The sequence below is a fragment of the Lentilactobacillus senioris genome (assembly GCF_026798195.1).
Taxonomy (GTDB): Bacteria; Bacillota; Bacilli; order Lactobacillales; family Lactobacillaceae; genus Lentilactobacillus; species Lentilactobacillus senioris_A.
In genome coordinates this window covers 91,742-104,110 of sequence record NZ_JAPQEZ010000003.1, presented here as the reverse complement: position 1 = coordinate 104,110, position 12,369 = coordinate 91,742, and the positions used below count along the sequence as shown (strand labels likewise).

The window sequence follows — 12,369 nt, the reverse complement described above, 5'->3', positions numbered from 1 at the left end:
TTTTATTTCTCCTGTACATATTTTTTAGCGGCAGTTACTAAGGATTCTGATTCATTAGGCAGGTTTCCTGCTACAACCTGTTGTTCCAAGTAACTTAATACTTTTCCTAACATAGGACCAGCAGTAACTACTTGATATTGCATTAATTCTTTACCTGAAATAGTTAATTGGTTTTTCTGGGTAATCATTAGTTGATCGTATTCTTGAATTAGTTCTGGCTGGTATGGCATAGCTAACCACTGACTAACAGCTAAAGCATCTACTACGTTTTGTTTTCCTGCAACATAAAGGTCCCAATTAGAAACAGTTTGTTTTTCCATCACCATTAATAACTGAACCATTGTCGTTACATCCTTCACGGTCTTATTAGCTGTTTTCCATTGTTTTAACCAGCCACTAATTTGTTGAACAGAAATCTTCAACGTCATAGCTAAAAAGCTCCATACTTGGTTTTCGTTAGCTAATTCAAATTTTTGCTGAACTAGAGGTTGTAACTTAGCTACTTGCTCATTTAATCCCGGTAAATATTGATAAAGATTAGTGGAGATTAGTTGTTCTACTCCCTGATTAGCAGCCTGACCCAACATTAATTTCACAAATTCTTCGTGGATACGTTCCATCGCAATCTTAGTCAATAGTTCTGATTGGCTAGCAATCGCTTGTTTAGTTTTTGTTTCAATTTGAAAATTTAATTGACTACTAAACCGGACGGCTCGCATCATTCTGAGAGCATCTTCATGGAATCTGGCGGTTGGATCTCCTACTGCCTTAATAACATGGTTTTTAAGATCCGTTAATCCCCCGAATAAATCAGTTATGATTCCCTCTGCATTCATTGCTAGAGCATTAATCGTAAAATCCCGGCGCATTAAATCCTCTGCCAGTGAACGGACAAACGTCACTTGGTCTGGCCGCCGGTAGTCTTGGTAGCCGCTTTCGGTTCTAAAAGTGGTCACTTCATATCCATTACCATGGTCTAAAATCATCACAGTACCGTGTTGGATTCCGGTATCCACCGTTTTTTTAAATAAATTTTTTACTTCAGCGGGATACGCACTTGAAGCAATATCCACATCATGAATGGGTTTATTTAAAATAGTGTCTCGAACTGATCCCCCTACAAAATAGGCTTCAAATCCCGCAGTAGTAATGGTCGTTAAAATGGGTAATGCTTGTTTAAATTCTTCTGGCAGTTGTTTTAGTTGCACCTTTAGGGCCTCCTATCGAAAAAAACTCTTACTAACCATAATAACAGATTCGTTGTCGGTTAAAAAGAATTGCCAGAGCTTTAGGTAACTTGGTATGATGGGGTTAACAATTTTTTGAAAAGGAGTTTTAACATGTCGGCTACCAAACATAATTTATTAGTTAAGATTTGGGATCTAATTGTTATCGGAATTGGGTCCTCGTGTTATTCATTTGGGATCGTGTTCTTTAACATGAACAACCATTTGGCTGACGGAGGGGTAACCGGGGTTACCTTGATTCTAAAAGCTTTATTTAACATTAACCCTGCTTACTCAACGATATTTGTCAATATCCCATTGCTACTGATTGGGGTTCGGTTTTTAAGCCATAAAGACATGCTCTATACTCTTTATGGAACTGGAGTTTTATCTGGCTCTCTGTGGCTATGGCAAAAGGTCCCATTAACCATTAATATTCAGCATGATTTATTGCTTTCAGCTATCATTGCCGGTTTAATTGGCGGTTTTGGGGTTGGATTAGTCTTTAGAATGGGTGGTACCACTGGTGGAATTGATATTATCGCACGTTTATTTGAACGCTTTAAAGGAATACCAATGGGTCAGTCTTTATTGGTAATTGACGTTTTAGTACTACTTTCATCCTTAGTTTACTTAGACGTTCGCCAAATGGCTTACACAATTATTTACGTATTTATTTTTTCTCAGGTTGTTAACTATACACAACAAGGTGCTTACACCGCACGCGGAATTTTAATTATTAGTTCTAAACCAAACGAAATTGCTAACAACATTATGGCTCAATTAGGCCGTGGGGTAACTTATTTGGATGCTCAAGGTGGTTATTCTCATGAACCAAAACAAGTAATTTACTGTGTAGTAGCTCCTAACGAACTACATGATTTAAAAGGTATTGTTTCCAACGTTGATGAACAAGCATTTATGTCCATTATTGATGTAAACGAAGCGATTGGTGAAGGTTTCACTTATAAACGGCCGAAGAGATTTAAAATAATTTAAAAAAACCTCGTATCTTTTTAGATACGAGGTTTTTTGAGCATTCAAATTATAAATTTTCATCCAATAACGTTTCAATTTCAAAGTCACTAGGAACTAACGTTAGATAACGTTTAAAGTAATCTTGGGCCACCTCTATTTCACCTACAGAACGGTAAAATAGGCCAGCTTCTTTTAAAAAGTCAGAATCATTAGTTAATTCAATACCAGCTAATTCATAATTATGTTTAGCTGCTTTAATTTTTCCTAAATGATTATTAGCAGTAGCTAAATTCCAGGATAATACGGCATCAAATTGTTCTTCATCTTGTAATGGTGTCAATAAATCCACCACTTCTTGAAAATGATCATGTTTAATTAACCAATTAGCTAATTGCGTAATGATTTCTAAGTTTTCAGGATCAATTGCCAATCCTTGTTGAAGATACTTTTGAACTAAATCATCATCACCCACTAATTGAGCAATATTAGCAGCTTTAAGCCAAAGTTGTTCGTTGTATTGATCAACACCCAAACCTTCTTGAATCGTTCTTAAAGCGGCTGAATTTTCGTTTTGTTGGATATATGCATCTGCTAGATAGGAATATAATGAAGAATATTGTGGGTCAGTTTCTCGTAATTCTTCAAAATTCTTAATAGCTTCTCCATAATCGTGCAGATTAAATTGGGTAAATGCTAATTCAAACCTAGTGTCAGGATTCATATCTACCGGTTTAATTTGAGTTAGATAGCCCAATGCTTGTTCAAATTTGCCACTTTGTGCGTATGCCACTCCAATTCGTTGAACTAGATTAACTCCAGCAATTTCTAGCGTTCCTGCTTTAATTAGTTGCAGATAGATACGAATGGCCTTATTGAAGTTACGAGTGGCAAAGTAAAATTCACCTAAGGCAAAATCGATTACTGGTTCATCAGGTGCGATTGCCCTAGCTTCCAATAGTTTTTGCTCACTGATTTCAAATAGTTCTTGTGTTTGGTATAAATCAGCTGCCACCAGTAAGGCTTGGACATAGTTAGGATCATCTTTATTAATGGTGGTTAGATATTCTAATGCCGCTTCGTCATCTTGATCGTCAATAGCTAATTCCGCCAACTGAATTTTGAGTTGGCCTTCATCTGGGTATTTAGTTAGTAGCTGTTCATAAATTCGTTTAGCATTATCAGTAAAACCGAGTGAATAGAGCTCTTCTGCTAATGAAAATAATAAATCATCATCATCATTTTTAAGAGCCAAATCAAAGTTTTCTTGAAATTTATCTAGCTGTCCTGCTTCTAATTGGTTAAGTGCTTCAGCTGAGTAATTCATTGATGCCACCACCTTTTGGGATTTGATTGTATAAAAAAAGCCAGGCGACAAAATGCCGGGCTGGCCTAAACAGATGAAATACTATTTAACAGCATCCTTAAGAGCTTTACCAGGCTTAAATGCTGGTACCTTGCTTGCAGGAATTTGAATTTCTTGACCTGTTTGTGGGTTGCGACCCTTACGAGCTGCACGTTCACGAACTTCGAAGTTACCGAAGCCGATCAATTGTACTTTTTCACCCTTAGCTAAGCTAGCTTGGATAGATTCAAATACTGCGTCAACAGCTGCGGTAGCGTCTTTTTTAGTCAAACCAGTTGCAGTTGCAACATCAGTAACTAATTCTGCTTTGTTTGCCATGAGTATTCACCTCCTCAACAAATAGGTATGTAACACCTAAAATTTTAGTAAACCTAAAATTTTGGAAAAAGCACTTAACCAAGTACCATTTCTTTTTCAAAGATAGCACAAGAATGCCGTCATTGCAATGTTTTTTACCTTTTTGCTCTTATTTTCCACTGTTTTTCAATAATATATATTAGTACCTATATTATTTATTTTATCGTTTGATTACTTTCGGTTTCTTTTGATAATTCTAATAGGAGTTCCCGTAAAATCAAAATGATCTCTAATTTGATTATCTAAGAACCGTTGGTAAGAAAAATGCATTAGTTCTGGATCGTTAACAAAGATCACAAAGGTTGGTGGTCCTACTGCCACTTGAGTAGCATAGTAAATCCGCAACCGCTTGCCACTTACCGTTGGAGTTGGATGGATAGCCACTGCATCCATAATAACGTCATTAAGAGCAGATGATTGAATCCGCCGTTTGTGATTTTCATTAACTTGTTTAATTAAAGCTGGTAGTTTTTCAATGCGTTGCTTAGTTTTAGCCGATACAAAGATGATGGGAGCGTAACTCAGGTATTGGAATTCATCGCGAATCACGTTTTCAAAATCTTTTTGAGTATGGTTATCTTTTTTCAAGGTGTCCCATTTATTTACTACAATGATAACCCCCCGGCCTGCTTCATGAGCGTAACCGGCAACTTTTTTGTCTTGTTCTCTGATACCTTCTTCAGCATTAATTACAAACAAAGCTACATCACTATCATCAATAGCTTTCATAGCTCGCATTACGCTATAACGTTCGGTATTTTCGTAAACCTTACCCCGTTTTCTAATTCCGGCAGTATCGATCATCGTAAAGTCAGTATCATCCGCAGTAAAATGAGTATCAATTGCATCTCTAGTGGTTCCGGCTACGTTGGAAACGATAACTCGGTCTTCACCTAATAAAGCATTAACCATTGAAGATTTTCCAACGTTAGGACGACCAATAATGCTAAAGTGGATACTGTCATCCGGTTCTTGCTCGGTTTCTTCTGGGAAATTAGCAATGACTTGATCTAACAAATCTCCCAAACCTAATCCGTGAACCCCTGAAATAGGATATGGCTCGCCAAAACCAAGAGCGTAAAAATCATAAATATCATCACGTTTTTCTGGATTGTCAACTTTGTTAACGGCTAAAACCACGGGTTTATCAGAGCGGTACAAAATTTTGGCTACTTGTTCATCTTCACTGGTTAGGCCTTCTTTGCCGCTAACCATGAAAATAATAACATCAGCCTCATCAATTGCAATTTCCGCTTGACTCTTAATTTGCTCCATAAATGGAGCATCACTGATTTCAATCCCACCAGTATCAATCATAGCAAATGATTTACCTAACCATTCCCCATGGGAGTAAATTCGATCTCGTGTAACTCCGGGAGTATCTTCAACAATTGAAATCCGGTCTCCAGCAATTCGATTAAAAATAGTGGATTTACCCACATTGGGTCTGCCAATAATGGCAACCGTTGGTAGTGTCATTTAATTCACTTCCCTTTTTAGAATAAAAAAGATTATCCTTCAACAAGGATAATCTTTTCGCTTGTTTGATTAGTCTTGGTCAGAACTACTCAAATCTTTGCCAATAATATCGCCTAAAGTAAAACCAGTTTCTTCTTCAGGAGCATTTTGAGTTGAGTTATCAGCTACATGAGCTGAAGAATGCTTTTTAGCAGCTGGTTTATTATTGTTTTCTGGTTCTGGTAATAAAGCTTTGATTGAAAGTGCCAAACGACGACGTTCTGGATCAACGCTTAATACCTTAACTTGCACTTTGTCACCAACTGCTAATTTATCAGCAGGAGTATCAACGTGTTCGTAAGAAATTTGAGAAATGTGAACCAAGCCTTCAACACCAGGGAATACTTCAACGAATGCACCGAAGTCAGCTAAACGCTTAACGGTACCTTCAAGAATGCTTCCTTCAGGAGCCTTATCTTCAATTCCATCCCATGGTTGTGGCAATGTTTGCTTAATTGAAAGTGAAATCCGATCACGATCAAAGTCAACAGCCAATACCTTAACAGTTACCTTTTCACCAACTTTAAGAACATCAGCTGGTTTAGCAACACGTTCATAAGAAATTTCAGAAACATGAACTAAACCGTCCACACCACCGAGGTCTACAAAGGCACCAAAGTTAGTCAAACGAGCAACAGTACCTTCCATAACGTCGCCTTCTTTGATGGTGTCCATCAATTTAGCTCTGTTTTCAGCCTTTTCTTTTTGAACAATGGCTTTGTGAGAAAGGATCAAACGGTTAGATGCTGGATCGATTTCCACAATCTTCAATTCAAGATCTTGACCCTTGAATTGGTTCAAATCTTCAACAAAACGATCTGAAATCATTGATGCTGGAATGAAACCACGAACGCCAGCGTCAACAACTAACCCACCCTTAACTACTTGGGTAACTGGGGCTTTAATAGTTTCTTCATTTTCAGCTTTTTGGGCTAATTCAGTCCAAACTTTACGTGCTTCTAAACGACGTGATGACAATAGGTAACTGCCACCTTCCTTATCGTTTCCGATCTTTGAGGTAACTACAAGATCCAAAGTGTCGCCTGGTTTAAAATTGTCAACTGATTGGTTTGCAGATAACTCTCGTTGAGGAACTACACCTTCAACACCAGTACCTTCAATCCCAACAATCAATTGCTTATCGTCATCAATGGCCAAAACTTCACCACTAACTACATCACCAATATTAACCTCACTAACGCTATTTAAAGCGTCAAGTAAGTCTTTATTTTCGTTACTATCATTCATGCGACATTTCCTCCTTGAAACAACTCTACAGTTGATTTTATCGTAAAAAGCAATTTAATGCCAGTCAATTGCTTAATTATTAATTAATATTTTTTAAAATTATATCAGAAATAGTTTCAACTACCTCAGAAATTGACATCGAAGTCGTATCCACTTCGATAGCATCTGCGGCTTTAGTCAATGGGGAAATTTCCCGATGTGAATCCTTATAGTCCCGATCTCTGATTTCTTGCTTTAAAACTTTTAGGGAAGTATCAATTCCCTTTTTGACGTTTTCTTTGTATCTTCTATCTGCTCGTTCGTCAACACTAGCAATTAAAAAGACTTTAACTTCAGCGTTTGGTAGTACGGTTGACCCAATGTCTCGGCCATCCATAACAATTCCGCCATTAGCTGCTAGCTGTTGTTGATCATCACTTAGCTTGGTTCTTACTGATTGAATAGCGGAAACTGCTGAAACAGAGTTAGTAATGTCTTCTTGACGAATTGCTTCAGTGATTTCTTCACCATCAATAAATACTTTTTGACCATGTGCAGTTGGTTCAAATGTGATTTGCGATGATTTAACAATTTCGGTAATTGCAGCAATATCATCTAAAGCAATTCCGTTTTTAAGAACTTTATAAGTGATTGCCCGATACATTGCTCCTGTATCACAATAAATATAATTAAAACGTGATGCTACTAATTTAGCGACCGTGCTTTTACCAGCAGATGCTGGACCATCAATGGCCACTTGTAAACCATTTTTGTGCATTATTAATCCTACCTTACTTGCTATTTAACTTTTAATTTTTGTCCTGGGTGAATTTCTGATGAAGACGATAGCCCGTTTAAAGCCATTAATTCCGAAGTAGTTAATCCATTATTAACCGCTACCCGGTACAATCCTTGCCCCTGTTGAACCGTAGCGTAGTTACCACCGTTGCTACCGGCAGTACCAGTAGCACTGGAGTGACTATTAGAAGCACTGCTACTATTAGCTGAATTGGTAGCACTAGTTGCCGTTTGATCATTACCAGTATCGGAAGTACTTGACTGGCTAGCAGCGTTAGCAGCAGAGTCAGTACCACTATTGCTAGTAGTATTAGCACCGCTTGAATAGCCATAGTTATTTCCAGTAGATTGACTAGCATCATTATTTGCGTTAGTTGCCGTTTGACTACTATCGGACTGATAACTACTGGTATTGGTCGAATCGTCGTTGCTTTCACTAGTTTTATCAGTTTGAGCTGTCGTTTCTTCTTTAGCTTTTACACTACTAGCTTTGGAACTGCTCGATTTTTTTTTTGAACTAACGACACTACTAGATTGAACTGCGGAACTAACTTTAGATTCGTCTTTGCCTAAAGCGCTTTGACGAGATAAGCCGTAAACGATAGATGCTAACGCAATTAAACCAATAATCACAATTAAACCAACGGTTAATAAATTATGACTCTTATTTTCTTTGCGCATTTGCATTCTAGAAAGATTACCGTTTTTATCGCGACCCTCGTTAAATGTTTGATTCCAGGGTTGATCATCTTTTTTTTGATTATCTGAATTCACTGTCTGAAACCTCCTAACAATTCTGAGATTACATAATCGTATCTAAGTTTATCATTTTTAAGAGTATAATTGTTTTAATTTTTCGCTAAAAATAAGTGATTCAACACTTCTTGCCAGCTTTTGATGCTGGAATTAGTACTTAATTCAGTTAAAAACGTAGTATTAAACTGTTGCCAATCACCATTAAAATGACCGTCTTTATCACAGCAAAACTGCTGTTCAGTTACTTGCAGGCTTTCACCAAATTCATTTTTAATAAAATTTCTCAAGCACGTAGCACAGTTTACGTAGGCAATCATCTTTTGCAGGTTATTTTCTCGTTTTCGTTGTTGGTTAGCAAAAATCTGTTTTACTTGCTCGGCAGAGTAACCATGAGTGAAATAATAATTCAATAATCTAACATCTTGACCTGTTAGGTCCGGATTTGGTTTACGCCAATAATAATCCACTAGTTCGTCAGTCACATTTGCACTATCATTTAAAGCCCGGGCAATATATTCATCACCAGTAGTATATAACAAAATAGCAATACTGGCGGCTCCATCCCGGCCCGCTCTGCCAATTTCTTGAACATAAGATTGCAAACTACCAGGTAAATGATAATGAATTACATACCGAATATCATTTTTATCAATGCCCATCCCAAACGCACTGGTCGCGCAAATCACATCAATTTGATTATTCATAAACTGCTGTTGAATCATTTCCCTTTGAGAAGAATCCAAATCACCATGGTAAGGCATTACTCGTTTATTGGTTTTAGCGGTTAATAACTGACTAATTTCGTTGACTTTTTTCTTGCTGCTAAAATAAATAACCCCAGTTCCCCGTAATTTTTTCACCAATTCTATTAATTGCATATTTTTATCAGATTCATTTTCTAAATGTTGCACCGTTAAATAAATATTGGGACGATCTACCGATTTAATCACTTGATTGACCTGATCGAATTGTAACCCTAATTTAGTTATTATATCCGTTCGGGTAGTTTCGTCAGCGGTTGCAGATAACATTAATACTAACGGATTTCCTAATTCTAATAGATTATCTTTAATTGATAAATAATCCGGGCGAAAATCTGGTCCCCATTCCGAAAGACAGTGCGCTTCATCAACTACTACTAATCCTAATTCTAATTGCCGTAGCGCTACTTTGACGGGTTCTTGATCTAACATTTCTGGAGAAACATAAATATATTGATAATGCTTAATATGGTTTAAAACATATTGCCGTTCATTAAATGCTAATTGAGAAGTAATTGCGACCACTCTTTTAGAGCCTAAATATTGTAAACGGCTAACTTGATCTTGCATTAACGATAGTAACGGCGAAATTACGATTACTGATTTGTGACTCCACAATCCATAATATTGGTAAAGCAACGTTTTACCACTTCCAGTAGGCAAAATTGCTAAGGTATTTCGTTGATTTTGCAGGTGTTGAATAACTTCTAATTGGCCTGGTCGAAAATTTTTAAAGCCAAAATTAGTTTGTAAAAAAGTGATTCGTTCGGTGTCATTCATTTAGCTTACTCCTATAAATTTGACTCAATCGAAAATTAAAAAAGGCCATCTCTTTATTAGTAATTGGCTGCGACCGAGTAACCAAAAATTGTTGGTACGGAAATCTATCAATTGGCAACCAAATTGCAGATTCTAATAAATGTTCTCGCACCGTAGAAAGCTTAATACTTCTTCGTTGGGCAATTTGGTCGACCGTTAATTGCTGATTAATGAACAACTGGTAAGTTTTCTGAGCACTACTAGTCCAATTGTCCCCGAATAAATCAGCAACTAATGGCAACAATGTTTGTTGAGATCGACTGACTAGATAATAAGCAAAATTAGCATACAAATGTAAAGTAACTAGTTCTATAATTTCTGGATCTACTTGTAATTCTAACCCCAATTGTTGATAGGTTTGTCCTCCCACTTGATGCCCCACTAAGCTACGGGTAAAAATATCTGCCCACTGAGTTTCTAATTCACTTAGATAGCCAGTTAATGGCGTTAATAATGTGTTAGGTAGTTCTGCTTTAGTAGTTTGAAACCATCTTTTAACGATAAAAGAATCAAATAATGGAATGTTTAATGGATAGTATTTTGAATTATGGTAACTATACTCAGAAGTAACTTGTGCCGCTAACAAGAATCGATCTCTAAATTGCATTACGTTTACAGACCTAGTTGTATCGCCCGCTAAGGGGGGCATTAGTTGAATAAGCCGTTTTTGCTTACTCGTCCCCGCTTCTGTCAATTTAATGGCACCAGTTTCATCACTAACTATTAATCCCTTAGCTAGTAGTGCGCTAATAGTAGTCTCCGTTACTATAACGTTTTGGCCGTGCAACATTCCTAATTCAGGTAATAAACCATATTGCAAGCCCCAAAATAAATTAGAAACGGTTTTTTTGCCGTTTAAAATATTTTCAAACACCTTAGGACGTCTATATTCAGTTGAATTAGTAAAAAGTAAAACCAAATCTGGTGACAAGTTCAATCCTCCAAAAAAATCTGATACCGCAGTATCAGATTCTCAAGTATTTTTATTCTTTAATTTTAAGTCTTGGAAGCACCCGTTGGCGAACAAAAATAAATACTAAGCCCACTAGGATACCTTTGATTAAGTTAAACGGAACTACCGCAGTCAACACTAGTTGAGCGATTGGAATAGATATTTTTAAACCTAATAAATTCATATATAACGGGGTAACTACCAACCAGTTCAGAATGCTCATTACAATTGCCAAACTGACCGCCATGTTAAAAATTGTTACTGTGATTTTTGTAGGACGTTTAAAGTTCTTTAAATATTTGTCAGAATAGTAAAATGCTTCCACAATTACTATCGATGAAATAAATGAAGATCCTACCCCAATTAAATTAGGAATGGAAGCTCCAGTAGTAATCCAATACAGGAGGGATTTCACTCCCGCCACAATAATACCACCCAGTGGACCTGTAATGACAGTAGCAATCAAAACCGGCATGTCACTAAAATCAATTTTCATGTACGATACTAACGGAATCACCGGAAAAGCAAAAAACATTAATACGTACGAACTCCCCGCTAAAACAGCCAGTCTAACTATGTCAGCGGTTACAAAACTATGCTTTAATCCTTTAGTATGTCTTTCCATTGCACAATGTCTCCTTTAAACATTGGCTATCTTCAAAAAAGAAAGCCACCCAAGATAGACTTCGGGCGGCTTTGGTCAACTACATTTAACCTTCTTTATACCAGACTTTACTGTCGGTTTTGGAATTACACCAAATCAACTACCCAAAGGTAGGTCGCGGACTATACCGCCGGTCGGGAATTACACCCTGCCCTGAAGATAAACCAGAATTATTTTACTAACATAAATATAACAAAAAAATTGACTTTGTCAACAACTTAGGCCAGCCCCGTAGCTTTTTTTAGTTCTTCAATTTCATGAGGTCGTAATCGTCGCCATTCACCCGGATTTAAGCCCTTTAAGTCTAAGAAACCATATGATTCTCGACTTAACTTCATCACTGGATGAGAAACTGCTGCTAGCATTTTCTTCACTTGGTGATTTCGGCCTTCATGAATAGTAAGACCTACGATACTAGTTTTGTTTTCCTTATCAGTTCTGATAAGTTTAGACTTGGCTGGCGCACTCTTCTTACCGTCTACCATTACACCTAGTCTAAGTTGTTTAAGATCATTATTACTAATGATTCCTTTTACCTTGGCAACGTAATTTTTTTCAAATTCATATTTAGGATGAGTCAACCGATTGTCTAATTCACCGTCGTTAGTCAACAACAACAAACCAGAAGTATCGTAATCTAGTCGACCTACTGGATAAATTCGTTCTGGGACTTCTTCAAAATAGTCCAACACTGTTTTACGTTTTTTATCATCCGAAACGGTAGTTACCACTCCTCTAGGCTTATAAAACAAGTAATATACTAACTGTTCCTTAGTAATTGGGACGCCGTTAACTGTCACGGTGTCTTTTGGTTCCACTTTAGTTCCTAATTCAGTTACGGTTTCTCCATTAACCTGAACCCGACCAGCAGTAATCAACGTTTCCGCTTTTCTTCTAGAAGCAATTCCCGCTTGGGCAATTACTTTTTGTAACCTTTCACTCATACAAAA

At 37.1% G+C, this 12,369-nt stretch carries 12 protein-coding genes and 1 riboswitch; of the genes, 1 reads left to right on the top strand and 11 read right to left on the bottom strand.

What is annotated here, in order from left to right:
• Nucleotides 1–2: 2 nt before the first annotated feature.
• Nucleotides 3–1,208 carry a CCA tRNA nucleotidyltransferase gene (locus tag OXT66_RS04560; RefSeq protein ID WP_268596128.1) on the bottom strand — a complete coding sequence of 402 codons (1,206 nt, stop codon included), beginning with the start codon at nt 1,206–1,208 and terminating at the stop codon, nt 3–5.
• 132 nt (nt 1,209–1,340) lie between these two features.
• Here OXT66_RS04560 and OXT66_RS04555 point away from each other — a divergent pair, with 132 nt between their 5' ends.
• Nucleotides 1,341–2,225 (top strand): YitT family protein, encoded by an 885-nt coding sequence (locus tag OXT66_RS04555; RefSeq protein ID WP_268596126.1) that lies wholly within the window; start codon nt 1,341–1,343, stop codon nt 2,223–2,225.
• Between the two features lie 46 nt (nt 2,226–2,271).
• On the opposite strand, the gene OXT66_RS04550 is transcribed toward OXT66_RS04555, so the two are convergent.
• The 10 genes from OXT66_RS04550 to OXT66_RS04505 all read right to left on the bottom strand — a co-directional run bounded on the left by OXT66_RS04550 (nt 2,272) and on the right by OXT66_RS04505 (nt 12,363).
• On the bottom strand, nt 2,272–3,528 hold the full coding sequence (locus OXT66_RS04550; protein ID WP_268596124.1) for a tetratricopeptide repeat protein: 1,257 nt from the start codon (nt 3,526–3,528) through the stop codon (nt 2,272–2,274).
• An 81-nt stretch (nt 3,529–3,609) separates the two neighbouring features.
• Entirely contained in the window at nt 3,610–3,885 is a 276-nt protein-coding gene (locus tag OXT66_RS04545; protein ID WP_054669627.1) for an HU family DNA-binding protein, read from the bottom strand.
• A 210-nt stretch (nt 3,886–4,095) separates the two neighbouring features.
• Nucleotides 4,096–5,403: a ribosome biogenesis GTPase Der gene (gene der, locus OXT66_RS04540; RefSeq protein WP_268596121.1), complete on the bottom strand. Its 1,308-nt coding sequence runs from the start codon at nt 5,401–5,403 to the stop codon at nt 4,096–4,098.
• 69 nt (nt 5,404–5,472) lie between these two features.
• A complete protein-coding gene (gene rpsA, locus OXT66_RS04535) occupies nt 5,473–6,690 on the bottom strand; it encodes a 30S ribosomal protein S1 (protein WP_268596119.1) in 1,218 nt (405 codons plus the stop codon).
• A gap of 79 nt (nt 6,691–6,769) precedes the next feature.
• Nucleotides 6,770–7,447 carry a (d)CMP kinase gene (gene cmk / locus OXT66_RS04530; RefSeq protein WP_268596117.1) on the bottom strand — a complete coding sequence of 226 codons (678 nt, stop codon included), beginning with the start codon at nt 7,445–7,447 and terminating at the stop codon, nt 6,770–6,772.
• 20 nt (nt 7,448–7,467) lie between these two features.
• Nucleotides 7,468–8,241 (bottom strand): LysM peptidoglycan-binding domain-containing protein, encoded by a 774-nt coding sequence (locus OXT66_RS04525; protein WP_268596115.1) that lies wholly within the window; start codon nt 8,239–8,241, stop codon nt 7,468–7,470.
• 74 nt (nt 8,242–8,315) lie between these two features.
• Nucleotides 8,316–9,764, bottom strand: coding sequence for a RecQ family ATP-dependent DNA helicase (locus OXT66_RS04520; RefSeq protein WP_268596113.1), 1,449 nt, complete (start codon nt 9,762–9,764; stop codon nt 8,316–8,318).
• On the bottom strand, nt 9,757–10,734 hold the full coding sequence (locus tag OXT66_RS04515) for a helix-turn-helix domain-containing protein (RefSeq protein ID WP_268596111.1): 978 nt from the start codon (nt 10,732–10,734) through the stop codon (nt 9,757–9,759). The genes OXT66_RS04520 and OXT66_RS04515 overlap by 8 nt, the downstream gene beginning before the upstream one ends.
• A 52-nt stretch (nt 10,735–10,786) precedes the next feature.
• Complete coding sequence (locus OXT66_RS04510) at nt 10,787–11,380, bottom strand: ECF transporter S component (RefSeq protein ID WP_268596110.1); 594 nt, start codon at nt 11,378–11,380, stop codon at nt 10,787–10,789.
• 84 nt (nt 11,381–11,464) lie between these two features.
• A riboswitch (FMN riboswitch) is annotated at nt 11,465–11,584 on the bottom strand.
• Between the two features lie 53 nt (nt 11,585–11,637).
• Nucleotides 11,638–12,363, bottom strand: a complete 726-nt coding sequence (locus OXT66_RS04505) for a pseudouridine synthase (protein WP_268596108.1) — start codon at nt 12,361–12,363, stop codon at nt 11,638–11,640.
• Nucleotides 12,364–12,369 lie beyond the last annotated feature (6 nt).

Bases quoted from the DNA above. Each gene is read 5' to 3' on its own strand.
- OXT66_RS04520 (WP_268596113.1), bottom strand. From the start codon at position 9,764: ATGAATGACACCGAACGAATCACTTTTTTACAAACTAATTTTGGCTTT.
- OXT66_RS04545 (WP_054669627.1), bottom strand. From the start codon at position 3,885: ATGGCAAACAAAGCAGAATTAGTTACTGATGTTGCAACTGCAACTGGT.
- OXT66_RS04510 (WP_268596110.1), bottom strand. From the start codon at position 11,380: ATGGAAAGACATACTAAAGGATTAAAGCATAGTTTTGTAACCGCTGAC.
- der (WP_268596121.1), bottom strand. From the start codon at position 5,403: ATGACACTACCAACGGTTGCCATTATTGGCAGACCCAATGTGGGTAAA.
- OXT66_RS04550 (WP_268596124.1), bottom strand. From the start codon at position 3,528: ATGAATTACTCAGCTGAAGCACTTAACCAATTAGAAGCAGGACAGCTA.
- OXT66_RS04505 (WP_268596108.1), bottom strand. From the start codon at position 12,363: ATGAGTGAAAGGTTACAAAAAGTAATTGCCCAAGCGGGAATTGCTTCT.
- cmk (WP_268596117.1), bottom strand. From the start codon at position 7,447: ATGCACAAAAATGGTTTACAAGTGGCCATTGATGGTCCAGCATCTGCT.
- rpsA (WP_268596119.1), bottom strand. From the start codon at position 6,690: ATGAATGATAGTAACGAAAATAAAGACTTACTTGACGCTTTAAATAGC.
- OXT66_RS04555 (WP_268596126.1), top strand. From the start codon at position 1,341: ATGTCGGCTACCAAACATAATTTATTAGTTAAGATTTGGGATCTAATT.